The following is a 24,392-nucleotide window of genomic DNA, read 5'->3' as shown; positions in this document are numbered from 1 at the left end:
GGAGCACCGGCGTGAACCGGGTGTTGTCCTTCTGCCCCTTGGCGATGGTGCGGAGCATCGTCCACACCCCGCGGAAAAACAGTGCCCAGCACACCAGGCTTGCCAGAGCAGCAATGGTGCCGATGGTGATCGTCGCGGTATTCACGGCGAAACTTCCTTTCACACAGGGGCTAGGCGACGTCAGAGGAACATCCGATCTCACGTGGTTGCGGTCGACCAGTGTCGCTTCCCCGCTACAGCACTAGATGCGAGATCATTGCCCGTAGTTTCCGGACCCCGATCTACAGTCCGATGCCCTGGACCGCCCCACCTGGAATTACTAGCATAGGTAGTAGTACATCAGCGCCTGTTGGTGGAGACTTCGGCGGCCCTGCTGCCGGGGCCAGGTGGCCCTGGAGCTGTCTTCACCCGACGAGCTATGTCGCCTTCTTCTTCATGGCCGAGAATCGTACGACGGCACCTGCTGGTCCTCTTCTCACCCGAACGTCGTTTAGTGGCAGGCGTTTTAAGAGTGGTTCGAGCTCGTGGTGGTCGATGAGCCGATGGGGGGCACCTTCCAGGCGATGGAGAGCTCGAGCTGGCCAGCTGGGCAGCAAGTCGTAGCCAACCAAGGTGCCACCGGGCGCAAGAACCCTAACGGCTTCGGCGAGAGCGTCTTCCCACGCTACGGTGTGGTGGAGCATGAGGAAAGACAGCACTGCATCGAACGCGCTCTCGTTGAACGGCAGGGCGCTGGCATCCGCTTGTCGGATGGTGGTTCTGTTCGACTCCCCGGCCAGACGCTGAGCGGCCGCGGTCACCATCGTGTCGTCGAAATCGGTGACAGTCATCCGTATTCCGGGAAACCTGGCGAGGACTTCAGCCGCCATCGCTCCGCTGCCAGCACCGATTTCCAGAACGTTCCCCAGAAGATTCGCACCCTGAAGTGCCCACGGGACCACAAGGCGGCGCGTTGTCAACCGCCAGGGCGCACTGCGGCAGAACGCCGATTCGAAGCCGGACATTGTAGGCATCAGGCCAGTTCCTTACCGCTAGAGGTCAATTCGTTCACCGCCGCAGGGCGCGTGCTTTTCGAGCAGCTCATACCGCAACCTCAAGGTGCTTCTCGACGGCGGCCGCTAGTTCAGTCCGCGTGTCAAAAACTTGCGGCAACACCGCGGCGACCGACCCGTCAGCCCGGATAAGGACGGTGCACGGGTAGACCCGCGGGATGCGGAGAACGCGGGCGAGCTGGGCGTCGATATCGACAACAGCTGGCAACCTGACGCCGATGTCGGCCAACATGGTGAGCGCGCGGGTGGGATCTTGGGCGCCATCTTGTCCATGGACCGTCAGCACCTGCACCTTGCCCGTGGCAGTCGCCGCGAACTCCGCGACGACCGGCAGTTCTTTTCGACACGGCCCGCACCAGTAGGCCCAGACATTGAGCACCAGCGGCATACCCGCGGTCACGCCCGCCATCTCGATCAGCCGGCCATCTGCCAAGCAGGGCAATGAGATGCCCGCCATGGGTGAGGTGATCGGGTCAGCCAGACCCGACACCGGGCAGGAATCGAGAGCAGCATTCTGCCGTGCGCGAGTGAGCTCTTCTTGCGACACTGCATCGCCCGATCCCGCTGATACTGCGTTCCCGGGCGGTGGTTCCGTGCTCGCGTCAGGGTCAAACGCAACGCTCCCCCGAGGCCAAATGGCCACGATGAGGGCGACTGTCACCACAAGAGCACCACTCGTCCACCGTGCCGATACCGACAATCCAGCGAGCCCTCGCGTCGGTCCACTCATACACACTTCCCAGTTGACACCACCTTGGTCCAGGCAGTCGACCCTCGTCGGCTGCAACCGAGATGCAACAACACGTTCGCCAAATACTATGCACTATAGTAGCTGAATGGAACGGCGGTTTCGGATCCGGTTGCTACGCCCCACGCAGCACTGCTCGGTCACTGATGCCGTGGCATTGCAGCCCGTTCGTGGTGGGCATCTGTCCGAGCAGTCCCGGCACTCTCCCCGCGCCACGGTCCTGGGGTGTGGGCGGTTCTGCCGATGACTGCGACAGCGACTCAGTCCGCGGCACCGCCGACAGCGGGCAGGAAGCGGACCCGATTGGTGTCCTGGGTGACGCGAACAGCAGGGTGCGCTGCAAGTGGCATTCTCATGTGGGCGTCGTTTCCGCCACGCAATCTGTGGTTCCTGGCCGTCCTGTCACTGGCAGTGCTGGCACTGCAACTGCACGGGGTAGCCCGGGCCCGAACCGCGTTCTGGTGCGGGTTTGTGTTTGGTCTTGCCTACTTTCTTCCGTTGTTGCCGTGGGTGGGGATCTATGTCGGACCACTACCGTGGGTGGCCCTTGCAGTGGTGATGGCGTTGTACGCAGGGCTACTGGCGATAGTGGCTGCCCGCGTCACGGCGTTGCCGTGGTGGCCCTTATGGTTTGCCTTGGCATGGGTGGGTTTCGAGTGGGTCCGGTCCACCTTCCCATTTGGCGGGTTCCCCTGGGGGAGAGCGGCTTTTACCCAAGCTGAGGGACCCTTGCTATCGATAGCATCAACCGGTGGGGCGCCGGCAGTCTCGTTCGCCGTCGCTTTCACCGGTGGCGCGCTGGCCGCGTTGACCCGCACCCTACTGACCGGTCCGCGGCAGCGGCAGGTAGTCATGCGCCGCGCTGTTGTGGTGCTGATCATGCCTGCCTTGGCTGGCGCATTGTGGCCGTCAGTGGAGTCAGTCAACACCGGTGAGGAAGTCACCGTCGCCGTGATTCAGGGGAACGTGCCCCGTTTGGGATTGAACTTCAATGAGCAACGGCGCGCTGTTCTAGACAACCACGTACGCCAAACCCTGTTGTTAGCACAGAAGATCCAAGCTCAAGAGGTGCGGCAGCCCAGCGTGGTGTTGTGGCCGGAGAATGCCTCAGATATTGACCCCACCCTCAATCCGGATGCCGCCGAGCAGATCACAGCGGCGTCGAAGGCAGTGGGCGCACCGATCATGGTGGGTACAGTGCTACAACATTCTGACGGGCGGCCCACCAATTCTGTCCTGGTGTGGGATGGCCGCACCGCGATGCAGAAGCTGCCGGTTCGGGGCCGCTACGACAAGCAGATCATTCAACCTTTTGGCGAATATTTGCCCTGGCGCGGCTTTTTCGAGTACTTCTCACCGTATGCCGAGCAAGCAGGCAACTTCAGGCCCGGTGTGGGACCTGGGGTGGTCACAGTGTCCACTGCGCCCGGCAACGACCTCACCGTAGGAATCTCGACGTGCTGGGAAGTGGCCTTTGACCGGTCGGCGCGAAAGGCGGTTCGCGCAGGTGCGCAGCTGCTATCGGTACCGACCAACAACGCTACGTTTGGTCGCACAGAGATGACCTATCAACAACTAGCGATGTCTCAGGTGCGCGCGGTGGAGCATGGTCGCAGTGTGGTGGTCTCGGCCACCAGTGGTGTCAGTGCCGTGATCAATCCCGACGGTCAGATTACGGCCAGCACCGGCATCTTCGAACCCGGCATCATGGTCCAGACCATCGCGCTGCACACAGAACGCACCGTCGCCACCACTGTAGGTCCGTTGCCTGAGCGAATCGCGGTGGTGCTCACCGTGCTGGGGCTTATGTGGGCGTGGGTGCGTCATCGGCGAGCTTGCCGCCTCACCCAGACTCTTCAGACCCACGACTTATAAACCCACGGCACGGCGGGTGGTCGACGGACGCGTTGTCGCGCGCACCCCTTTGACCACGCCCGCTCCAGCAAACCTGCTACCCCTTTGGCGTTGCGGCACTGGGCTATTGACCCAAATCTGCCGTCACCGGAGGTCACTTCGGCGCAACGACGACGGCAAGTACGCCAACGTTCTATATGGGCAGTACGACGTTGCTCACAAATGCATCTCGGAGCCATACGACAAAAACATCCCAGGCCCCCGTCACCAGCGCACTGCCCACCACTACGAGCATGACGCCTCCGGCAACCTGGATCCTGCGGGTATGGCGCCGCAGGAACCCCACACCGCGCATCACGCGTGACGAGCCGAAAGCCAATAGAATAAAGGGCAACCCAAGACGAAGGCAGTACGCCACGATCAGTAGCGCCCCGCGGGCGGCTGTAGCTCCCTCGGTTCCGGCCGCCACAGACAAGACACCCGCTAGCGTTGGGCCAAGGCAGGGCGTCCACCCCAACCCGAACACGGCACCGAGCAATGGCGCTCCAGCCAGCGACGGGATGAGCCGAGGCTTCGCGCGCGTATCTCTCTGCAGTGCAGGCATGAACCCTAGGAACACCAGCCCCATCACAATGGTCACGACACCACCGATGCGTTGGAGCACGTCGCGATTGACCTGCAGCAGCCCGATCACTCCAAAGACCGATACCGTGCCCAGCACAAAGACCACCGTGAAGCCTCCGACGAACAGCGCTGCCGCGCCGGTCACCCGCCAACGGTGGCGCGTTCTGGAGGTCACTGCATCACCTCCGCTGCTCGAAGTCCCTTCGGCCCCAGCCACTGCCGCTAGATATGACAGGTATCCCGGCACGAGAGGAATGCAGCAGGGTGAGGTGAAAGAGACCAATCCTGCCAGCGCTGCCACCGCCAGCGCGAGCAGGATCGGCCCGGTCGCGGCGACTGATTGAAAACTCGTGCCCACAGTGTCAGTGCTCGCCCATACCGTCACTCAAGATCCTTACTCAGCGCTGCCAGGGTGCGATTTGTGGAGGTCAGCCGCCGATCGTTTAGGCGGCCCCGGCTGGCGGTGGGCGATTGCGCTCGCCCGTCCGGCACAGCGACCAGGTTTACTACTACTCGCCATAGTAGTTCACGGGGTCGGGCTGACCCGAAGCGGGTTGAAGGCGCTCACCGACCCCCGATTGTTTTAGGCAGCGACTACCATGAGGTCCACCGTCAGCAGAGCAAGGCTGGCGAGAGTGGTCCAGGTACGTCCCCGGGCGGTGTGGGGGTCGCTGCGCAGTGGGAACAAGAGTTGTCGCAGTAGGACATAGCCCAGAAGGGTTGCCACGAACAGGGAGCCCGGCCAGGGCGCCGACACCGTCAGCACCAGAACCAAGCTGATGGCCGCAAGCACCAGTGCCCCGACCGCTTCAATGAGCTGTACAGGGTAGCGACGAACTCCCAGCTGGCGATCGGACGACCACATTCCCCAGCGTGAACTGGTAGCCCGGCCGGCGCAGCATCCGGACAGAAAGCAACCCGGACGGCCAATCGCCATACCCAGGAACAAGCCCGGCGCAGTGGCGTCGAGCAGCTCGCCGACCGGTAGCCCCACCGCGAGTGCACCGACAATCACCGTCCCCACTGCAGCGACGATGAATCCCTGGATGCATGCGCCGGCGGTACGCAGAGACCGGCGGCGTTCGCGGTGCAGAACAAGAAACCACATCTTGGCACCGAGCACACCGACAAGGCACCCCAGCACTGACAACAGCGTTGCCACCCACCACCGAGAGTCGACGCGAGCGAAGAGCAGCGCCTGAGCAACAAGGGCGGTAACAGCGCCCATTCCTACCAATATCGGCCACGCCAGAACGCGGACACCTGGGCCCACTGCCAGAGGCGCGAGACGGGTCGTGGTGGTCACCGTCTGCCTCGATGCCGCGTCGTCATCGCCCACCGGTTTTCCGACCACCCGCCAGGTTCCCTTGGTGATACCGCTGACCCGTACAGACACTGTGGCGCGTCCAGTGGCAGGAATCTGGTCGAAGGACACCACACGCCCAAAGCTGTCCCCTGGATGTTCGGCCCCCTCCGCCCCCATGCGGGCACCCACAAACGCGACAGAGGACGACCGGTCTCGGTCGCGTGGTAGCTCATAGGTCGCTACCAATCCCTGCGGCTCCATCTCCTCGATCGCCGCTGCACAGCCGCGCGCCGCGACGGGTTCACTCACGTGCGGCGGTTCGGTCAACGGAACCGGGTCTGGCGCCGGCGAGAGAGTAGCCTCACCGCTCGGGGCTTCAACGTGTGTACGCCTCTCACCACCTGGCGGGCTTTGCTGAGACCGCGCGCGGGCTCTGAGTGCGACAACATTGGCCTCGGCGTCTGGGGCTACCGCGGCCGCGTCACTCGCGTTGGACGTCAACCATTGGCCGCGTGCTCCAGCAGATCCGTCAGTGCCGCTAGCCCGGCGTTTGGAACGACCAGCGGTGCGCTGGTGGCTCTTTCGTTTGGTCTTCTTGCTCATAACAGCGGCCCTCAAACCTTGGTGTGGTGCGAGCGGAAGGCAGCCGCTCAACTACTATGCACGATAGTAGTTGAAATTACTATTGTGGGTAGTAATTGAGGTGACAGGTGTTACTCAGAGATCAATGGCACTCAAGGCTCGAGCGGTCACAGACAACGGAAGGGTGCATGGTCGAGCGGTTCGCCGCTTTATCGGCGTGGTGGAAGCCGCGCCAGTTATGTGCAGCTGAAGGCATACATAGCCAAGGCAGCGACGCACCCGCCTACGAGGGGGACAGCCATGGCGCATCCAAGGAGCGTTCCTACTTGCACGCTGTGACGACGGGGGTGACGATTAGCTTCGGCGCACAGCCGCTCGAGTCGTGTGGTCACGGTTCCACTGACCATTTCCAGGATCTGACTGGGAGCGGGCGCGGGCGCGGGAATTGCGGACATGGTGCGCAGGGCCGAGGCGACAACAAGGTGCCCGTGGTCTAGTGCTGCCTCTGCGTCTGCGGCCTGTTCAGCGAGTTCACGGACCATGCTGGGACTGTGGGCGAACAGCGGCATCCAGGGCAGCGTGCGTCCGACTGATTCGGCCCACAGGATCAGGGTGTGGTGTCGAAATCGGGCGTGCGCACGCTCATGGGCCAAGACCGCGCCCACCTCGTCGGCGGTGAGGTGGTTGAACAATCCGGTCGATGCTCCCACGGTCGGATTTTTGCCCGCCACGCAGAAGGCAACGGGCGTATCGGTCTCTAACCACCACACGCCAGGGTGCTCCGGCTTTTGGGTGCCGGCCAGGTGTAGTGCCCCAACGTATTTGTCCCGCAGTGTCTTTTGCCGGACGCGTTCGCGTCGCGCCAGGTAGAAGATTCGTACCAGCACAACTCCTACCAGCAACCCTGCGCTGGCACCGGCGATTGTCTCGCTGGCCTGAGGGGATCCGTGCGCAAGGAGTTCCCAGCAACTTCCCAGCAGGGAGGCGAGGTGTTCGGCGGTGCGGGCCGGCAGCGCCAGGGCGATTGCTGCAGCGACAACCAGCAATACAAAGAGGCTCTGAGTTACCGGCCACAGAGTAAGAGCAGTATGGGGGCGTAGTCGGTGTCTGATGCGCGCGAAGAAGCGAGGCCACATCCATCCCAGCGTGCCCGCACTAGCCAAAAGCGTGAGGGCCAGATTCATCGCCGATCCGTTCGACGGTCATAGTCGCTGCGATTCGGCTGACTGCCACCTACCCAGCGCACCAGCGCACCAGTGCGTGTGGCGGTCGGCATCTGTGCAGACCACAAGGTCAGCGTCTGCCCACGCTCAGCGGCTGCCCACATCGCGACCTCCTGTCTCGCCCTGCCGTGTGCGGACAGTGTATTCCGATGCCGCTCCAGCCTGTCAGAGTTGATCCCCGACGTGATCGGCGCCCAGCGGGCGCGTCGCCGGTCGTTCACAGGTGGCACACCGCGCTGTGGCTCGCCACCGCGCCAGCACTGCTGCGCCCAGCACAGCGAGCGAGCCCAGGGCCAGTACCGGTTGAATCGGAGACCACACAGTCAGGGCGCCGGAGACACCAAGCAAGGCAACGGCAATCTTGTTGCACACCGGGCAGCCCACCGCCAGCGCTGTAACCACCACACTCGTGACGCCGACTGCATCATGCCGCCGCGCGCGCGGTGGCGCCTGCAGCCCAGCCCACAGTGCAGCGAGGACAACGGTGAGGACAACCACCGGCACCTCCCACCATCGCACCGGCGTCATACGGGTGAAGTACGACGTGTCGATCACATCCGTGGGCACTCCCACAATGATGGCGGTCAGAACCCCCACTCCGACAGCCCGCCACACGTGCAGGGAGGAGCGACGCTTCGCGGGTGCCGGGCACCCGTGGTCGCGGCGCACGCTGCCCATCGACGCAGGCGCAACCGCCCCATCGAGCGCACTGTCTACTTTCGTCATGCTCACTCCAGCCACTGGACCCATGCGACCCCCCATTAACTACTATAGTGCATAGTAATACGGTAGAAGTGGTGCTCGCTACGAGATTGGATGTCCGCCCGGACACGGCGATCCGAGATCACAGCGGCACCGGCTCGACCTGGGCCAGGTGCACCACGAATGTGCACATCGACAAGGGGAAGCATGGAACTGATTGAGGTCGCCGACGCTGTGCAGTTGGGTGTGGAGCGTATGGGCGCAGGCCCTCCCGTGCTGCTCATTGGCGGACTAGGCATGCCGTCGCAAATCTGGGAGCTGTCGGGGCTGACGGCGGCCCTGGTTGATGCAGGATTTTCGGTCATCGCCTACAACGCACGGGGCGTGGCACCGTCCACCGCGACCGAACCTCCCTACAGCGTGGACGGACTCGCCAGCGATGCCGAGCACCTGCTGGAGGCATGCGGAATCACCGAAGCACTCGTCGTGGGCTACTCGCTGGGCTGTTACACCGCACAGTGCCTTGTGCGTCGACGGCCCGATATGGTCACTGGCGCAGTGTTTTTAGCTGGTTTACAACCATCTCCGATTGGCGCACTGGTTGGGCAGATGGAACTCGACCTCATTGGCCGGCTCGGGGAGATTCCTGCGCAGGTAAGGGTTTTCGAGCAACTTATGACCACACTGAGCCCTGCCATGTTGCAGGACCCCGAGACAGTGTCAATATGGCGCCAACTGCTCGCCGATGGCGATAGTCTCTGGTCCGATCGAAAAGGCCTGCACGGGCAGCTCGCTGCGTCGTTTGAATGGATCATGAACGAAGAGCCTCATCCCGAACACTTGGCTCAGATCTCTGCCCCGGTACTGGTTCTGGCCTTCGAGCACGATGTGTTTTTCCCACCACACACCTCGCATGAGACCGCACAACAGATTCCGAACTCACAGTTCAAACAAATTGACGGAGCCGCACACGGGGGATTGTTTAGCAACGAGACCAACGTCGTGGAGACGATCGCACAGTTCTGCAACGATCAGCGTCACCGCCTCGACGGCGGCGGCTCAAGGTCTGCAGCCCCATAGTCACTGCTGACGCCGATATACGGCCACTGCGCCATAGGCCAGCGCAGCGAATAAAGCTGCCACACATACCACCGCGATAATCGGTCCGGGTGCTCCATCATTGCTCACCATCAGTGCTATCACGACTGCAGCTGTATTGGCGGCGATGGCATTGCCAATCGCCACCCTCGCAACAGTGGTGGGCGGCACGCGGCCGATCACCGTGTCACTGAGCATTCTGCGGCCACCACCCCTTCGCCGACGTTGACAGCAAGGCGTACCAGCGTCGCATGGAGGTTCTCATGGCGCCTCTGCTGCTAGACGTTCAACAACAGGCTGCAACTCACTGGCGGTCACCGCACGCAAGAACACAGCAGCAGCTCGATGCTTGCGGTCAAGGACCACGGTGGTGGGAACGACCGATGTTGGTGTGGTCAATGTGGCCAATGTCCGTCCGCTGTAGTCGTAAATCGAGGGATAGGTCACCGACCGGTCAGATATGAAATCACGTGCCGAACTCCTGTTGTCGCGGAAATCGATACCTAAGAACATCACGCCCTGATCTTGCGTCGCGGAGTAGACCTGCTCGAGAGCCGGCGTCTCGATACGACACGGCGCACACCACGATCCCCACACATTGACCACTACGACCTGCCCCGCAAAGTCGCTCAGCCGTACCGTAGCGCCTTGCCTCATCACATCCGGGCCAGTCAACTCCTCGACCACTCCCCGCGACTGGGGCGGGTCATAGAAAATCACCGTCTTGCCGCCAGGTGACACGAACTCGAACGACCCTCCTTGACGTACCGCGTCATCGCCGGTGCCGCACCCCGCCACCACAATCGCCACCACTAAACCCATGATGAGGACACCGCGCCCAAACCCCTGCCGCACTACTATTTCCCCTCCTGCCCAACTACTTTCAGGTTCGCGCAGCACCACGTCGGACCGAAGTCCGACGCCGAGACGTCGGTCTACCGACGGCGCACGGCCAATCAGCCGCAACTACTACTGCACATAGTAGACGGCTCGCTGGCAACCCTACCTGAGCAACTAACCTCTATAGTAGTAATCTGTGCGAGGCCAACGCCCGCCCTCTCCCCCGCGACAGGAACCTACCCACGTGGCACGACATCGCCTGCCTGAGGCGACCTTCTCGACAAGTTGTCTGGCGAGCTCCGCACCAGCCGAGCCGCTGGGTCCGTTGCCCACCTCCCCACGGGCCCGTGTAGTCGGCTCGTACACCGCTGATGATCAGCCCGGCAGAGCAGGTCGGCATCGTAAGCAGTGCCTGCACACTGAGCATGCTCATGGTGTTGTCCCCAGCCCGCCCACTTCGTTCGGGCCGCGAGAGTCTGCACGTCAGCGAACAAGACGGGGCGAGCTTAGCTACACACAGCTATGGCCTGTCGCGCAGACTGACCTCCCCTCTACTGCCGCCCTCACCGGTACAGGGGTGCGGGAAACACCGCCTCACCTACTCGATGAGCCCAGGCCAGTGCCGCTACTGGCACCCTGGGAGAGGGCAATATGCGCACAGGGCACCGAGATTGGTGCCCGCTCCAGGGTCGCGGTGAGCGCTAGCGACCTATTTGACGCACAGTACGGTCAAGGGTCACTGCGCGCTGGCTCCGGGAGCACTGGCCGGTCTAGCCGGGCCAACGCGGACACATGGAGTGCATCAGTGGCCGCCGGGGCGATGACCCTTACCGCTGCCGCTGTCACGGCGGTGGTCCTCTTACACCCTGCCGCGGGCGACGATGCCCCACGGCAGGTCTATGCCGGTGTAGTCAACGACGCGCCCGGACCGACCTCGCAGACCACAACACCCCCGTCGTCGACCGACGTGGCATCTGTGACAGCTCCGTCTGCACGACCGGCACGCCCAAGCCCCTCTCCTACTCCACTCGCGCCACCCCCCATCACGGCCATGGTGGCTGCTCCACCCACGGTGGCACCCACCGTCGGCATATTGACCTCAGGCTTCGGCGCACGTTGGGGTAGCACCCATCTTGGTCTTGATATCGCGAACGCGATCGGCACCCCTGTGGTGTCAGTGACCGCTGGCGAAGTACTCGAAGCAGGCCCGGCGAACGGCTTCGGGCTGTGGATCCGAGTCCGCCAGGACGATGGCACCATCGGCGTCTACGGGCACATTGACCAGGCTCTGGTCACTACTGGTGAGCGTGTGGAGGCCGGACAGCAGATCGCCACGATGGGGAACCGCGGCATTTCGACAGGATCGCACCTGCACTACGAAGTGCGTCAGGACGACGGCAGCAATCTTGATCCGGCGCAATGGCTCCTGGGCCGCGGCGTCTCAGTCCAGTGAGTCGTCGCTGGACGCAGCCCCATGCAGTGGTGACAATACTGTCATGAAGTCGTTGGGAACCCTTGAAGCCGACGTGATGGACGTCCTGTGGAACGCAGCGCCGGAACCACAATCGGTCCATGACATTCTCGCCGCGTTATCAGGCCGCACGCACGCCTACACCACGATCTTGACCGTCGTCACCAATCTGCACTCCAAAGGCTTCCTCGAGCGCACCAAAGTCAGTCGCGCATACCATTATTCGCCTGTTCAGACACGCCAGGAGGCGACCTCGCAAGCCCTGCGCGACATCCTTGCCAGTAGCGAAGACCCTGCTGCGGTGCTCATGCATTTCGCGCAAACCGTCACCCCCGAAGAGCAAGAGGCGTTGCGTAAGAGTCTGTCTAAGCGGTCCAAACGTCCACGCTAGAGCCATCAATTGGACGGATACAAACCACGCCGGGCGTCCCGCTGGGTGAACCTGCGCGCTCGTCTACCGGAGCGAATGTGGTGCTCACACTTCGTGTGCCCTCGCAGTGCACAGTTCTCACAGGATTGATGCCTCACGCTCGGCGAGCCACGCCACTGGGTCCACGTTCTGTCCTGAGGGGTCCTGCACCTCGAAGTGCAAGTGGGGTCCTGTGGATTGACCGCGGTTACCGACGGTGGCGATCTCCTGGCCGGCGGTGACCGATTGTCCCACCGTGACGGTGTTTTCGTTGTTGTGCCCGTAGGTAGTGATGGTCCCGTCGTTGTGTTGGATGCGAACCCACAGGCCGAATCCCTGTGCCGGGCCCGAGCTGATGACCACTCCGTCGGCGACGGCGACGATGGGTGTTCCTGTCGAGTTGGCGATGTCGATGCCTTGGTGGTTGCGGCCGTCTCCGAAGGGGGAGGTGATTGTCCCCGAGGTCGGCGCGACGTACTGCCGGCCGACGGTCGAAACCTCGGTTGGGGTCTCGTCTGGTGACGGCGGGCTCGTCGAGGTGTCCGGAGGTAGCGGCGGCGTGGTCGACGGGACGGGCGCCGCCGGAGTTGCCGGTGCGGCGGTGGCGCTGGGCACGGGGGACGCGGACCCGATAGATGTCGTCGACTCGGTGGCCTGTGTGGTGGTTGTCGATGGCGGTGGCGGCGTCAGTTCAGGAGTTGCAGGCGCGGTGGTGCTGGGTTGCCCGGTGTGTGTGGGTGATGCGGGTGCAGGTGCGAAAGAGGATGCCAGAGTGTGGACGATGGTCGGGCTGTGCGGAGTCCCGGCGGCGGTGAGAGTGGCAACGATGTCACTGAAGTGCAGCGCTCTCATTGCTTCGGTGGTCTCGCTGGGATCGAGATTGGCTAGGGGGCTCAGGCATTGGGCGAGGGCCTGGGCATCTGCGTTGGGGGCACCGAGGGTGGCGAGTGACCACTGGGCAACGCATGTGCCCACCTCGCGGCCCACTCCCGCCAGGGCAGCAACGCCGTTGTCGGTGATCATCGCCTGGGCGTTCATTACCGCCAGCTGCAGCAATTCTCGTCGGATGTGGGTGCTGTCGGCGACGGGTTGATCTCCCGACGCCACGTCGGCGACCTCGTCGGACACGAGCTGATGGGCGTTCATTAGGGAGAGCTCGGGTGCTGACGCCGGCTGTTGTTCTTGCTGTGGGTGGACAAGAACTAACGCCCCGGCTGCGGCGACCACACAGCCTGTGGAGGTTGCCGCTGTCCAACGGCGGCGTGTTCGCGGTCTGCGGGAACGAACAAATACTTCAAAGCGCACGGCAACGCTCCTTTTGGAGGTGTCGGGAAGGGGCGGACCGCACGAGTTTGACAGGGTCCCACCACCGGGGCGTAGACCCCACTATTGCACTCCTCTCCCAGATGCACCATAGGAAACAGCAGCCTCATCTGAATCACAAGGATGTGATTACAGGAGTCGGCTCAGCGCGTGAGATCGATTGTGTGCCCGTAAATTTGGTCCACACTCACTGTTCGACGCAAGTTTCCGGCGAGGTGCACTTAGTGCGGCTGCGGACGAGCGACCCCGCGTAGGCACTGGGTGGCAGACATAAGTTTCTGTCATCGGCGGGACTGTCCACTACGATGAGGGTCAATACCTCCCAGGGGTAAGTCCAGAAGACGACAGCGAGCGCAGACACATAGGGGGTGGACGATGTCAGGGTTTGTAGGCGGTCATGGCAGCACTGATGTTGTCCTGCGTCATCGGCCGGTTCGGGGTCGCTGGTTGACCGCGGCGGCGATGGCGTGCGCCGCTTTCGCTGTACTTGTGGGCGTGTTGTTGATGCATTCGGTGCCTATGGTGCACCCTCCGGCCGGGCACGGTGTGGCCGGTGTTTCCACCGCTACGGTCACGCACCCGGCTAGCCATACCCACACCGGCCTCGCCGATCTGACTGCCCTTGGGATGGACGGCGCCGGCGTGGTGATGGATATGGGTTGCGGCGACGGCTGTTCGCCGCACACCGGGATGGCGATGTGCATGGCGGTGGTCAGTGTGGTGGCTACCCTGCTGATGACACGTCGGCTAGTGGCGCATCTGCCCACCGTCGGTGGGGCTCACCAGATGACGTGGACCGGCAGGTACACCTCGCGTGCACCGCCGTGGGCGACACCCTCGTTGGAGAAGTTGTCAGTGTTGCGGATCTGACAGACGAAGTGCCCTGGGCACTTTCGTTGTGACGTTGTACGTGCTTATCGGCGCGTCGCAATTCCTGATCCCCACATCCACATTTCTTTTCCAAGGAGACGATTATGTTCTTGACCCGTTCTGCCCGACTCAAAGTTGTTGTATCCGGTGCTGGTGTCGCTGCGGCCGTGGTGTTGGCCGGCTGTAGCGGTGACGGTGGCCACGACATGGATTCGATGGGTGGCGACTCGATGTCGACGCCTGCATCCACCAGCACGACCGCTCCCTCGACTTCGACGGGGGCCACCGCCCAATTCAACGACGCCGATGTGATGTTCGCGCAGATGATGTACCCGCATCACGCCCAGGCTGTCGAGATGGCCGAGCTGGTACAGGGACGCACCACCAATCCTCAGATCATCGAGCTGGCCGCGGCGATCAAAGCCGCTCAAGGCCCGGAAATGGCGCAACTACAGCAGTGGCTGCAGCAGTGGGGTAAACCTGCTCCGAGCGCCGATATGGGCAGCATGGACCACGGCAGCGACGGCATGAGCGGCATGATGTCTGAGCAAGATATGACCGAGCTGGAAGCCAAAAACGGCGCCGAGTTCGATCAGGCGTGGCTGACAATGATGATCAAGCACCACACCGGTGCGATCGAGATGGCTAACACCGAAATCGCGGACGGCTCTAACGAGCAGGCCAAACAGATGGCTCGCACAATCGTGCAAACCCAGCAGGCCGAAATCGACACCATGAAGTCGCTACAGGCCCAGTCCTGACCTCTCAACAACTGTCGTAGGGCCGGAACCTACTGATCGCATCGGTAGGTTCCGCCCTCGACCAGGTGCCCCCTCACCCTTCTTCACCTCAGGAACGGCTCCCTCCCCCGGCCCTCTGGCCGGGGGCGCGGGGCCGCTGAGCTTTGACTTACGGAGATTTCATGCGCACCCCTCATCACGGAGGGCTCCTGGTGCTGGTGCTCGCCATGGCGACACTGGCCGCCTGTAGTTCCTCCCCCTCACCGTCGACGTTGAGTTCATCCTCACCGGCAGCAACCTCGGCGGTCGACGCGCCGCAATTGACCATCACCCCCGGCGACGGCACCACCACGGTGAAGCCCACCGACCGGGTTGAAGTTCAAACATCTATGGGCACCTTGGAATCGGTGGTGCTGACCAACGAGACCGGAGCCCAGATCGACGGGTTCTACACCCCAGACCGAATAGATTGGAAACCCGCTGTTCCCTTGGGGTATGGCCGTACTTACACGCTGACCGCCACCGCTGTTCACGAGAATCAACGCACCGTACGCACCATGTCGTTCTCGACGGTCACACCGGGTAACCAGACCAAACCGACCTTTGTCAGCACCGGCGGAAACCTGCTCACCGACGGCGCCACCTACGGGGTAGGGATGGTGGTGGTCGCCCAGTTCGACGAGCCGATCGGCGACCGGGCCGCCGCCGAACGTTCACTCGAGGTGCGCACCGATCCCCCAGTCACCGGGTCGTGGAACTGGGTCGACGAGCGAAACGTGCACTGGCGTCCTCGCGAGTACTACGCCCCCGGGACCACCGTGACCGTTAACGCGAACATCTACGGGGTTCAGTTGGGAGAGAACCTATTCGGGCAAGAGGACGTATCAACCTCGTTCACCATTGGTGATGCGCACGTCTCGATCGCCGATGACACCACCAAACAAGTATCGGTGTTCAGCAACGGTCAGCTGGTGCGCACCATGCCTACCTCGATGGGTCGCGGCGGCACCGAAACGGTCAATGGCCGCACCATCCATTTCTGGACTCAATCGGGCACGTATACCGTCCTGGACAAGGCCAACCCGGTCATCATGGATTCCTCCACTTACGGACTCCCGGTGAACTCTCGCCTGGGCTATCGCCAGTCGATCAATTACGCCACCCGCATCAGCAACGACGGCATTTACCTGCACGAGCTTGTCGACACCATCGCCCAGCAGGGCAATACCAACATGTCCGCCGGATGCCTCAATCTCAACCCGGACAATGCGCGCTGGTTTTACGACTTCTCGGTACCAGGCGACATCGTCGAAGTCCGCAATACCGGAGGCCCCCCACTGGAGCTCTGGCAGAACGGTGACTGGAGTGTGGCGTGGGGCCAGTGGCTCGATGGTAGTGCGCTGCAATGATATTCACTGCCCAACGACGCAGGGCCGCAGCAGTGGTGTTCCTGGTGGGCGCGGTGGCGGTAGCGACTGGGTGCACCTCCGCCGCCCCTGCCCCCCGCCAGAATCCCCCAGCTGGTGTCGGCGACGTCACCGAGGCGATCACACTGTCTCCGGAGCTGACGCATCTGCATGGGCTGCAGCTGTCCGCCGATCGCACGCTGCTGGCCGGAACCCACACCGGGCTGGCTGCGATCACCCCCGCCGGCGCCACCACCGCCGTGGGCACCGCCGATGACGACCTGATGGGTCTGAGCGGGATACCGGGCACTGATGTGGTCTTCGCCTCGGGGCATCCCGGCCGGTCCAGCTCGGCCCCCAATCCACTGGGGCTGCGGGCCAGTACCGACGGCGGACACACCTGGCAGGATCGCTCGCTAGTGGGCGAGGTCGACTTTCATGTGCTTGCCGCCGACGAGGGCCTCCTGATCGGCTCTGACGGGGGTGCACGCCTGCTGATCTCCACTGACGCCGGCCACACCTGGGGTGCTGGAGCGCAGTTGGTGCCACGAACGCTGGCGATCAGCGCCGACGGTATCTGGGCAGCCACCGACGACGGGATCGTGTGGCGTAGCACCGACGGCGGGCGCTCTTTTGCCCGCATCGCCGCACCGACCATAGCGCTTCTGGCAGGCAGCGGCAGCGCGCTGTGGGCGATCGATGCCGACGGGTACGCCTGGCAACACTTCGAAAACCGGCCGTGGCTCAAGCATTCGTGGATCGGTGCTCCGCACGCACTCACCGTCGCGCCCGACGGCCTTGCCTACGCGGCGTCGACCACCCAGTTGTGGGTTCTCCAACCCCTCACTTGAATACCCTAGGGGGGTATGGTAGACATGAGGTGGGCCTTGATTGGGGGTCTCCGCGCAGGGCACGACCCGTGCGGCACTGGAAAAGAAATGGGGTTGTCATGAGTACGTCCACTGTCACCGTCACCGGAATGACCTGCGGACATTGCGCTTCATCGGTCCGGGAAGAGGTCGGCGCCCTGGCGGGCGTGAGCGATGTCGATGTTGACCTGAGCACCGGCAAAGTGACCATCACCAGCACCGACACCATCGAGCCGTCGGCGGTCAAGGCAGCGGTGGCTGAGGCGGGGTACCAGGTAGCCGAGTGAAAACGGCAGACCCCCGGCGCCGGACGAATGTCGGTGCGGCGCTGGGTATCTGCCCCTTACCCGTTACATGAGCGAGGAGAACGATTGTGAACACCGCGACCCGGTTAGCTCTGTACGGTGCGGGTCTGGTGGCCGTCTTTGTCGCCGCCTTCATCGCGGCCGGTGCTGTGGTGCCTGATCGGGTCGCGAGCGACTGGACCACTTCAGCCGACCACACCGCCCATACCCCCACCACGGACGCCGCTACTGCCCCTGCACCCGAGGCCGCACCGGTACGCGGAGTGTCGATCACCGCTGACGGCTTTGCCTTGACCGCCCTGGCAGCCCCCACCCGCGTCGGTGAGAGCGGCGAGCTGGCATTCACCATCACCGGCCCCAACGGTCGCCCCGTCACCTCGTTTGCCACGTCCCACGACAAACAGCTGCACGCGATCATCGTCGCCACAGATGGCAGCCACTATCGGCACGTGCACCCCACGATGGACACCGGTGGGCGGTGGTCGTTGCCGTGGCAGTGGCCCGCTGCCGGCAGCTATCGCGTCTTCGCTGATTTCGTGCCCGCGGCCACCGGAACCGACCTCACGCTCACCAGCACGGTGACCGTGGCCGGTGAGGTAGCACCATCGTTGCCGCGGCCAGTAAGCGCGACCGATGACGTGGCTGGCTTTCAGGTTAGCCTCCAGGGAAGCCTCAGCACCGCGGGCACCTCGATGGTCACGGCCCGCATCAGCCGCGACGGCAACCCTGTGACGACCCTGCAGCCTTACCTGGGCGCCTACGGACACCTCGTTGCCCTCCGTGAGGGCGATCTGGCCTACCTGCATGTGCACCCCGAAGGCGCGGCCCCCAGTGGCCCGGACCAACTTTCAGGTCCGCACGTGCAGTTCGCGACGAGCGCACCCACCCCGGGCCGGTATCTGCTGTATTTCGATTTTCAGGTGGATGGCCAAGTCCACACCGCCGAGTTCGTCCTGCAGACCACCGGGGCGCAACCCACGGCGCCACCGGCAGGACAACCCACCCCGAACCCGTCTGCGCCCACCGACGCCCACGGTGGCCATTAACCCACCGCCGCTCGGCGCCCACACGCCAGCGCTAACCATTCCCGAGGAGCATCCATGGTCACCGCACCTGCATCCCAGCCCGAGGCTGAGATCGAACTCGAGATCGGCGGCATGACCTGCGCGTCATGCGCCAACCGGATCGAACGCAAACTCAATAAACTGCCCGGGGTGACCGCGACAGTGAACTACGCGACCGAAAAGGCGAAGGTCACCGCAGCCTCCCCGGACCTGGATCCGCACACCCTGATTGCCGCCGTCGAGGAGGCTGGCTACACCGCAGCACTTCCTACCTCCGGCCCCGCCGATGGCAGCGGCGCCGACGACGAGCAGGCGCGCCCTGATCGCGAGCTCGTCGCATTACGTCAGCGTCTATGGGTGTCGGTGGCCCTCACCGTCCCGGTCATTGCACTGGCGATGATTCCGGCGTTGCAATTCACCTATTGGCAATGGGCCTCACTCACCCTGGCCGCACCGGTAATCGTGTGGGGGGCTTGGCCGTTTCACACCGCGGCATGGACGAACCTGCGCCACGGAGCGGCCACCATGGACACCCTGGTGTCGGTCGGCACCCTGGCAGCCTTGGCCTGGTCGATTTACGCGCTGTTCTGGGGTACTGCCGGGCAACCGGGGATGACCCACGGTTTTGAGCTGACCGTTTCTCCGTCCGACGGCGCCGGCAACATCTACCTGGAAGTAGCCGCGGGAGTCACCATGTTCGTCTTGGCCGGCCGCTACTTCGAAAAGCGATCCAAACGCCAAGCCGGCGCGGCCCTGCGCGCCCTGCTTGAACTCGGCGCCAAAGAGGTGGCCGTCCTGCGCAACGGCACCGAAACGCAAATCCCGATCGCCCAGTTGCAGGTGGGCGACAGCTTTGTGGTGCGACCCGGAGAAAAGATCGCCACCGACGGCGTCATCACCACAGGAAACTCCGCGGTCGATGCGAGCATGCTGACCGGTGAATCACTGCCGGTGGAAGTCAGCGAAGGTGATGCGGTCACCGGTGCCACCGTCAACGCTGGCGGCCGGCTCATCGTGCGGGCCACCCGTGTGGGCTCCGATACCCAGTTAGCGCGAATGGCCCAACTCGTCGAAGACGCCCAATCGGGCAAAGCCCAGGTCCAGCGACTCGCTGATCGCATTTCCGGAATCTTCGTCCCCATCGTCATCGCTATCGCAGTCGCCGTTTTAGGAGGCTGGATCGGTGCCGGGTTCCCGCTCAGCGCCGCGTTCACCGCCGCCGTAGCGGTGCTGATCATCGCCTGCCCCTGCGCACTGGGGTTAGCCACTCCGACCGCATTGCTGGTGGGCACCGGCCGCGGCGCGCAACTGGGAATCCTTATCAAAGGGCCCGAAGTACTCGAATCAACCCGCGCTGTGGACACCATCGTCCTGGACAAGACCGGCACGGTGACCACCGGAACGATGACCCTGCACGACATCGTCACCACCCCCGGTACCTCTTCCGACGATATCTTGCGTCTTGCCGGCGCGCTCGAGCACGCCTCCGAACACCCGATCGCCCGGGCCATTGCCGCCGCGGCCGAACAAGCCGGCCCGCTACCGTCGGTGGAGTCGTTCACCAGCGTGGACGGTAAAGGCGTGCACGGTGTCATCGACGGTCACGCTGTACTGGTGGGCCGTGAGAGCTTGCTAGCCGACTGGTCCCTCCATCTCGACGACACCCTGTCCGCAGCCAAGACTGCAGCCGAGCAGACCGGTAAAACTGCGGTGGTCGTCGCCTGGGATGGGCACGTGCAAGGTGTGCTGGTGGTCGCCGACACGGTGAAGCCGACCAGCGCCGCCGCGATCGCGCAGTTCACTGCCCTGGGCCTGACCCCCATCCTGCTGACCGGGGACAACCGCGCCGCCGCCGATCATGTCGCCGCCCAGGTCGGTATCACCGAGGTCATCGCCGAGGTCCTGCCCCAGGACAAACTCACCGTCATCGCCGACCTGCAGAAAAAGGGCAAAACAGTGGCCATGGTGGGCGATGGGGTCAATGACGCCGCCGCCCTTGCCCAGGCCGATCTGGGCCTAGCGATGGGTACCGGCACCGACGTGGCCATCGAAGCCGCCGACATCACCCTGGTACGCGGCGATCTGCGCTCGGCCGCAGACGCCATCCGGTTGGCCCGCAGAACCCTACGGACCATCAAGATGAACTTGTTCTGGGCATTCGCCTACAACATTGCCGCAATACCCCTGGCCGCTCTTGGATTGCTCAACCCCATGCTTGCCGGTGCCGCCATGGCCTTTTCCAGTGTGTTCGTGGTCAGCAACAGCCTGCGACTACGCACATTCACCTCCCAGGCCACCTCGACCCCCTCGCTCACGCCCGACGCACCCGCCCGGTCGCTGCAGCACGCCTAACCACCCACCCACCAACAGCTGTACACCTCGACTAATACCCCCTGGGGGTATAGGATGGTAGTTATGAACGGTTCACATCACCACCACCAGGGACAGTCGATGCCCACACCGGCATCGACACCTGCTGGTGCACACCCGCCCGTATCGCGCCCCGGCCATACCGAGACCACCGAAGCTCGTGGGATGCACGGCCATACCGACCATGCGCACCCCGGCCATAACGGCGCGGGTGACCATCAGGGCCACACCGATGACCACAGCAGCCATCAGGGCCACTCCGGGCATGGTGACCATGCGGGCCAGTTCCGCCGCCTGTTCTGGATCATGCTGCTGCTGGCCATCCCCGTGGTCGGTTTTTCGAGCATGTTCGCCATGCTGGTGGGCTACGACGTGCCCGACTCTGGAGCAGTGTCGTGGATCTCGCCGATTCTGGGTACGGTGATGTTCGCCTGGGGCGGCCGCCCCTTCTTGGTCGGCGCAGCCAGCGAGGTGCGATCACGGACTCCAGGCATGATGCTTCTTATCGCACTGGCGATCACGGTGGCGTTCGTGGCGTCTTGGGGTGCGAGCATTGGCCTGCTTGACCACCAGCTCGATTTTTGGTGGGAACTGGCCCTGCTGATCGTGATCATGTTGTTGGGGCACTGGATCGAAATGCGGTCGCTGGCCCAAACCACTTCCGCGCTGGACTCGCTGGCCGCGCTGTTGCCTGATGAGGCCGAGCGGGTTGAGGGTGACAGCACAGTCACCGTCTCACCTGCGCAACTACGGGTCGGCGACGTGGTCATCGTCCGTCCAGGGGCCAGTGTGCCCGCAGACGGAAAGATCGTCGAGGGCACTGCCGAGATGGATGAGTCGATGGTGACTGGTGAATCAAAAACGGTGCGCCGCAACTTCAACGACATAGTCGTTGCTGGCACTGTCGCTACCGACTCGGGTGTGCGCGTGCAGGTTACCGCCACCGGCGACGACACCGCACTGGCCGGTATCCAACGGCTGGTCTCTGAAGCTCAGAACTCGTCGTCTCGGGCCCAACGGCTCGCCGACACCGCAGCTGCCTGGCTGTTCTGGTTCGCCCTGGGTGCAGCGGTACTGACCGCCATTGTTTGGACAGTACTTGGCTATCCGGATGACGCGGTCGTGCGCACCATCACCGTTCTGGTCATCGCTTGCCCTCACGCACTGGGATTGGCGATCCCGCTGGTGGTGGCCATCGCGACCGAACGCGCCGCCCGCGGTGGCGTGTTGATCAAAGACCGCCTCGCGCTGGAAAGTATGCGCACCGTGGACACCGTGTTGTTCGACAAGACCGGCACCCTGACCAAAGGCGAGCCCACCGTGACCGCCGTGCACGCCACAGCAGGCCACACCGAAGATGAGGTGCTCGCGGCCGCGGCCGCGGCCGAAGCCGACAGTGAACACCCTTTGGGTAGAGCGATCGTGCACGCCGCCCGCACGCGCGCTCTACCCCTCAGCAGGGCACGCGAGTTCAGTTCGTCACCGGCAGTGGGTGTATCAGCCCTCGTGGACGGCCACCGCATTCAAGTCGGTGGCCCACGACTGCTGGAGCAGTACCACCATGCTGAACTCGACATCGCCGACAACTGGCGGAGCGACGGCGCCATCATCCTGCACGTGCTGGCCGACGGAAACCTGATTGGAGCACTAAAACTCGCCGATGAGATACGCGGCGAATCGCGGGAAGCCGTCGCCGCACTCCACAAGCTTGGCGTCCAAGTGGTCATGATCACCGGCGACGCGCACGCTGTGGCCCAGTCGGTGGCCACCGAACTCGGTATTGACCGCGTGTTCGCCGGCGTCCGCCCCGAAGACAAAGCCTCCAAAGTCAAAGCGCTCCAAAGCGAGGGCCGAAAAACAGCCATGGTCGGTGACGGCGTCAACGACGCCCCCGCGCTCGCCCAAGCCGATGTCGGCATCGCCATCGGCGCCGGCACCGACGTCGCAATTGGTTCAGCCGGCGTCATCTTGGCCAGCGACGACCCACGGTCGGTGCTATCGGTCATCGAGCTGTCACGGGCGAGCTACCGCAAGATGAAGCAAAACCTCTGGTGGGCCGCCGGCTATAACCTGATCTCGGTTCCCCTTGCTGCTGGGGTGCTTGCCGGTATCGGATTCGTCTTGCCCATGTCCGTCGGCGCAATCTTGATGTCGGCGTCGACGGTGGTCGTGGCGCTCAACGCCCAGCTGCTGCGGCGACTGGACCTACGACCGGAGATCAGCGCGCCCACCGCAATCAGCCGGTAGCCACCTACAATGCACACGCCCGACAACAAAGGACACCCATGGCTGCCAAAACCCCCACCCACGACGCGGATCACACCGTCCCCCACGGATACATCGACGACAAGAAAAAATATCTCGCTCGCCTCAAACGCATCGAAGGGCAAGCCCGAGGTCTACACCGCATGGTCGATGAAGAGCAATACTGCATCGACATCCTCACCCAGATCTCCGCGCTGACCAAAGCGCTCGAAGGCGTCGCCATCGGCCTGCTCGATGACCACCTCAAACACTGCGTCGTCGACGCCGCCAAAACAGGCGGCGCACAGGCCGACCTCAAACTCAAAGAAGCCTCCGACGCTATCGCCCGGCTAGTGCGCTCCTAAGAACTCGCCCCCTCGGGAAAGCTCCCTCGACAAAACTCGATTGCTCCACGACCAAAGGCCTGCCCACCCGCCATGGCACACACCACACGCCTACCCCACTGGTTTTCAATACTCGTCGTCGCCTCCGGGGCAACAATCGCCTTCACCTTGGGTCTGGTTCTCTCCGCCCCCTACGCCACCGACGTCGCCCACACCCGCCAACCACACCCACCCAACATCACCGACCCCGGATGGCCACACCTACACAACTGGGCCTGGGCAGCGACTGTAGGTGCCGTCATACTCACCATCTTGCTGCTCGGGATCCGCCGCATAGGCCGCGACTAGCGCTGGTCAACAAATGTGCAATGAGTGAAGAAACGTTCTCCCCGTTTTCCTTATGCAACTGAAGAATTGCCACCGAACCCTTGCGGCACACGGCAAAAATACCAGGCACACTCCCCAGGCATAGTCTGCGCAAACTCGCTGATCAAATCCTCAAGGGCATCGAGCGAGGAAGGAAAGTGGGACTGCAACTCTCGGATCAACGCGGTGATCTGTTCTGTTGCGTCGTCTGCACTCAAAACGCCCCTCGTCCCACTCGACGGCCCCTGTCTAAGTCACCGTAACCAGCACCTAGTCATTGCGCAGCCTCAACAGCAAACAGTGTTCACGCGAATCAGCGGGGGCTTCCGGGCCAATCCGGTTACGCAACACCCCGACAGCGACTGCCTGCGGAACCTGACCCCGACCCGGCCCACAACTCTTAAACACCGACACGCAGAAAGCCGCGACCCTGGGGACTGTTTCTTAATCGGTGTTTTGGCCCGACACGCTGGGTGAATGCTCAGCGGGAAGGGTGCCGTGATGACGACACTAGATGATGTGACGAAGAAGAAATCGACACCACCGTCGGCCGAGGAGGCGGCGGCAGCTGAGCTGGTGCGG

The 24,392-nt window shown here is 63.3% G+C and carries 23 protein-coding genes; 14 read left to right on the top strand and 9 right to left on the bottom strand.

The window, feature by feature from the left end; genetic code table 11:
• Window positions 1-416 precede the first annotated feature (416 nt).
• Window positions 417-1,004, bottom strand: coding sequence for a class I SAM-dependent methyltransferase (locus KXR83_RS26275; RefSeq protein ID WP_235189439.1), 588 nt, complete (start codon window positions 1,002-1,004; stop codon window positions 417-419).
• Between the two features lie 76 nt (window positions 1,005-1,080).
• Window positions 1,081-1,509, bottom strand: coding sequence for a TlpA family protein disulfide reductase (locus KXR83_RS26270; RefSeq protein WP_243404760.1), 429 nt, complete (start codon window positions 1,507-1,509; stop codon window positions 1,081-1,083).
• Window positions 1,510-2,043: 534 nt separating this feature from the next.
• Here KXR83_RS26270 and lnt point away from each other — a divergent pair.
• Window positions 2,044-3,675 carry an apolipoprotein N-acyltransferase gene (lnt, locus tag KXR83_RS26265; protein ID WP_081729661.1) on the top strand — a complete coding sequence of 544 codons (1,632 nt, stop codon included), beginning with the start codon at window positions 2,044-2,046 and terminating at the stop codon, window positions 3,673-3,675.
• A gap of 172 nt (window positions 3,676-3,847) precedes the next feature.
• Here lnt and KXR83_RS26260 read toward each other — a convergent pair whose 3' ends face one another.
• The 4 genes from KXR83_RS26260 to KXR83_RS26245 all read right to left on the bottom strand — a co-directional run bounded on the left by KXR83_RS26260 (window position 3,848) and on the right by KXR83_RS26245 (window position 8,115).
• Window positions 3,848-4,663 (bottom strand): cytochrome c biogenesis CcdA family protein, encoded by an 816-nt coding sequence (locus KXR83_RS26260; RefSeq protein ID WP_437427198.1) that lies wholly within the window; start codon window positions 4,661-4,663, stop codon window positions 3,848-3,850.
• A gap of 198 nt (window positions 4,664-4,861) precedes the next feature.
• A complete protein-coding gene (locus KXR83_RS26255; RefSeq protein ID WP_161633977.1) occupies window positions 4,862-5,893 on the bottom strand; it encodes a prolipoprotein diacylglyceryl transferase family protein in 1,032 nt (343 codons plus the stop codon).
• 509 nt (window positions 5,894-6,402) lie between these two features.
• Window positions 6,403-7,212, bottom strand: coding sequence for a M56 family metallopeptidase (locus tag KXR83_RS26250; protein ID WP_161633978.1), 810 nt, complete (start codon window positions 7,210-7,212; stop codon window positions 6,403-6,405).
• A gap of 342 nt (window positions 7,213-7,554) precedes the next feature.
• The gene (locus KXR83_RS26245) at window positions 7,555-8,115 is read right to left on the bottom strand and encodes a hypothetical protein (RefSeq protein WP_207779744.1); all 561 of its coding nucleotides are present in this window, start codon (window positions 8,113-8,115) and stop codon (window positions 7,555-7,557) included.
• A gap of 183 nt (window positions 8,116-8,298) precedes the next feature.
• Here KXR83_RS26245 and KXR83_RS26240 point away from each other — a divergent pair, with 183 nt between their 5' ends.
• Window positions 8,299-9,171: an alpha/beta fold hydrolase gene (locus KXR83_RS26240; protein WP_023955763.1), complete on the top strand. Its 873-nt coding sequence runs from the start codon at window positions 8,299-8,301 to the stop codon at window positions 9,169-9,171.
• Here the strand turns inward: KXR83_RS26240 and KXR83_RS26235 are convergent, their stop codons facing one another.
• Both KXR83_RS26235 and KXR83_RS26230 read right to left on the bottom strand, forming a co-directional pair.
• Entirely contained in the window at window positions 9,172-9,387 is a 216-nt protein-coding gene (locus KXR83_RS26235) for a hypothetical protein (RefSeq protein ID WP_133248771.1), read from the bottom strand. It abuts the gene before it with no gap.
• Window positions 9,388-9,450: 63 nt separating this feature from the next.
• Entirely contained in the window at window positions 9,451-10,011 is a 561-nt protein-coding gene (locus KXR83_RS26230) for a TlpA disulfide reductase family protein (RefSeq protein WP_031331588.1), read from the bottom strand.
• 1,069 nt (window positions 10,012-11,080) lie between these two features.
• On the opposite strand from KXR83_RS26230, the gene KXR83_RS26225 reads away from it, so the two are divergent.
• Together KXR83_RS26225 and KXR83_RS26220 are read left to right on the top strand one after the other, a co-directional pair.
• Window positions 11,081-11,482, top strand: a complete 402-nt coding sequence (locus KXR83_RS26225) for a M23 family metallopeptidase (RefSeq protein WP_437427197.1) — start codon at window positions 11,081-11,083, stop codon at window positions 11,480-11,482.
• A gap of 43 nt (window positions 11,483-11,525) precedes the next feature.
• Window positions 11,526-11,891, top strand: a complete 366-nt coding sequence (locus tag KXR83_RS26220) for a BlaI/MecI/CopY family transcriptional regulator (RefSeq protein ID WP_023955771.1) — start codon at window positions 11,526-11,528, stop codon at window positions 11,889-11,891.
• A gap of 117 nt (window positions 11,892-12,008) precedes the next feature.
• On the opposite strand, the gene KXR83_RS26215 is transcribed toward KXR83_RS26220, so the two are convergent.
• On the bottom strand, window positions 12,009-13,055 hold the full coding sequence (locus KXR83_RS26215; RefSeq protein ID WP_023955773.1) for a M23 family metallopeptidase: 1,047 nt from the start codon (window positions 13,053-13,055) through the stop codon (window positions 12,009-12,011).
• A 552-nt stretch (window positions 13,056-13,607) separates the two neighbouring features.
• Here KXR83_RS26215 and KXR83_RS26210 point away from each other — a divergent pair.
• From KXR83_RS26210 to KXR83_RS26165, 10 genes are all read left to right on the top strand, one after another.
• A complete protein-coding gene (locus KXR83_RS26210; protein ID WP_152537997.1) occupies window positions 13,608-14,102 on the top strand; it encodes a DUF6153 family protein in 495 nt (164 codons plus the stop codon).
• 104 nt (window positions 14,103-14,206) lie between these two features.
• The gene (locus KXR83_RS26205) at window positions 14,207-14,863 is read left to right on the top strand and encodes a DUF305 domain-containing protein (RefSeq protein WP_023955777.1); all 657 of its coding nucleotides are present in this window, start codon (window positions 14,207-14,209) and stop codon (window positions 14,861-14,863) included.
• Window positions 14,864-15,024: 161 nt separating this feature from the next.
• The gene (locus KXR83_RS26200) at window positions 15,025-16,251 is read left to right on the top strand and encodes a L,D-transpeptidase (RefSeq protein WP_031331592.1); all 1,227 of its coding nucleotides are present in this window, start codon (window positions 15,025-15,027) and stop codon (window positions 16,249-16,251) included.
• A complete protein-coding gene (locus tag KXR83_RS26195) occupies window positions 16,248-17,099 on the top strand; it encodes a WD40/YVTN/BNR-like repeat-containing protein (RefSeq protein WP_081729654.1) in 852 nt (283 codons plus the stop codon). Before KXR83_RS26200 ends, KXR83_RS26195 begins: the two co-directional genes overlap by 4 nt.
• A 98-nt stretch (window positions 17,100-17,197) precedes the next feature.
• Window positions 17,198-17,404, top strand: a complete 207-nt coding sequence (locus KXR83_RS26190) for a heavy-metal-associated domain-containing protein (protein ID WP_023955784.1) — start codon at window positions 17,198-17,200, stop codon at window positions 17,402-17,404.
• Between the two features lie 86 nt (window positions 17,405-17,490).
• Window positions 17,491-18,468: a hypothetical protein gene (locus KXR83_RS26185; protein WP_023955786.1), complete on the top strand. Its 978-nt coding sequence runs from the start codon at window positions 17,491-17,493 to the stop codon at window positions 18,466-18,468.
• A 54-nt stretch (window positions 18,469-18,522) separates the two neighbouring features.
• Window positions 18,523-20,838 carry a heavy metal translocating P-type ATPase gene (locus KXR83_RS26180; RefSeq protein WP_023955788.1) on the top strand — a complete coding sequence of 772 codons (2,316 nt, stop codon included), beginning with the start codon at window positions 18,523-18,525 and terminating at the stop codon, window positions 20,836-20,838.
• A 183-nt stretch (window positions 20,839-21,021) separates the two neighbouring features.
• Entirely contained in the window at window positions 21,022-23,103 is a 2,082-nt protein-coding gene (locus tag KXR83_RS26175) for a heavy metal translocating P-type ATPase (RefSeq protein WP_437427199.1), read from the top strand.
• A 38-nt stretch (window positions 23,104-23,141) separates the two neighbouring features.
• Complete coding sequence (locus tag KXR83_RS26170; protein ID WP_023955792.1) at window positions 23,142-23,465, top strand: metal-sensitive transcriptional regulator; 324 nt, start codon at window positions 23,142-23,144, stop codon at window positions 23,463-23,465.
• Between the two features lie 72 nt (window positions 23,466-23,537).
• Window positions 23,538-23,792 (top strand): hypothetical protein, encoded by a 255-nt coding sequence (locus KXR83_RS26165; RefSeq protein ID WP_023955794.1) that lies wholly within the window; start codon window positions 23,538-23,540, stop codon window positions 23,790-23,792.
• Window positions 23,793-24,392 lie beyond the last annotated feature (600 nt).

This window comes from Williamsia muralis (genome assembly GCF_051487485.1).
Taxonomy (GTDB): domain Bacteria; phylum Actinomycetota; class Actinomycetes; order Mycobacteriales; family Mycobacteriaceae; genus Williamsia; species Williamsia muralis_B.
Note: the sequence above shows the minus strand (reverse complement) of the source record. Positions and strands in the feature narration are given on the sequence as shown.

Coding starts and splice junctions, on each gene's coding strand:
- KXR83_RS26225 (WP_437427197.1), top strand. CDS start 11,081: ATGGTGGCTGCTCCACCCACGGTGGCACCCACCGTCGGCATATTGACC.
- KXR83_RS26190 (WP_023955784.1), top strand. CDS start 17,198: ATGAGTACGTCCACTGTCACCGTCACCGGAATGACCTGCGGACATTGC.
- KXR83_RS26230 (WP_031331588.1), bottom strand. CDS start 10,011: ATGGGTTTAGTGGTGGCGATTGTGGTGGCGGGGTGCGGCACCGGCGAT.
- KXR83_RS26205 (WP_023955777.1), top strand. CDS start 14,207: ATGTTCTTGACCCGTTCTGCCCGACTCAAAGTTGTTGTATCCGGTGCT.
- KXR83_RS26240 (WP_023955763.1), top strand. CDS start 8,299: ATGGAACTGATTGAGGTCGCCGACGCTGTGCAGTTGGGTGTGGAGCGT.
- KXR83_RS26210 (WP_152537997.1), top strand. CDS start 13,608: ATGTCAGGGTTTGTAGGCGGTCATGGCAGCACTGATGTTGTCCTGCGT.
- KXR83_RS26270 (WP_243404760.1), bottom strand. CDS start 1,509: ATGGCGGGCATCTCATTGCCCTGCTTGGCAGATGGCCGGCTGATCGAG.
- KXR83_RS26165 (WP_023955794.1), top strand. CDS start 23,538: ATGGCACACACCACACGCCTACCCCACTGGTTTTCAATACTCGTCGTC.
- KXR83_RS26235 (WP_133248771.1), bottom strand. CDS start 9,387: ATGCTCAGTGACACGGTGATCGGCCGCGTGCCGCCCACCACTGTTGCG.
- KXR83_RS26215 (WP_023955773.1), bottom strand. CDS start 13,055: ATGAACGCCCATCAGCTCGTGTCCGACGAGGTCGCCGACGTGGCGTCG.
- KXR83_RS26170 (WP_023955792.1), top strand. CDS start 23,142: ATGGCTGCCAAAACCCCCACCCACGACGCGGATCACACCGTCCCCCAC.
- KXR83_RS26175 (WP_437427199.1), top strand. CDS start 21,022: ATGCACGGCCATACCGACCATGCGCACCCCGGCCATAACGGCGCGGGT.
- lnt (WP_081729661.1), top strand. CDS start 2,044: ATGACTGCGACAGCGACTCAGTCCGCGGCACCGCCGACAGCGGGCAGG.
- KXR83_RS26195 (WP_081729654.1), top strand. CDS start 16,248: ATGATATTCACTGCCCAACGACGCAGGGCCGCAGCAGTGGTGTTCCTG.
- KXR83_RS26180 (WP_023955788.1), top strand. CDS start 18,523: ATGGTCACCGCACCTGCATCCCAGCCCGAGGCTGAGATCGAACTCGAG.
- KXR83_RS26220 (WP_023955771.1), top strand. CDS start 11,526: ATGAAGTCGTTGGGAACCCTTGAAGCCGACGTGATGGACGTCCTGTGG.
- KXR83_RS26245 (WP_207779744.1), bottom strand. CDS start 8,115: ATGACGAAAGTAGACAGTGCGCTCGATGGGGCGGTTGCGCCTGCGTCG.
- KXR83_RS26200 (WP_031331592.1), top strand. CDS start 15,025: ATGCGCACCCCTCATCACGGAGGGCTCCTGGTGCTGGTGCTCGCCATG.
- KXR83_RS26275 (WP_235189439.1), bottom strand. CDS start 1,004: ATGTCCGGCTTCGAATCGGCGTTCTGCCGCAGTGCGCCCTGGCGGTTG.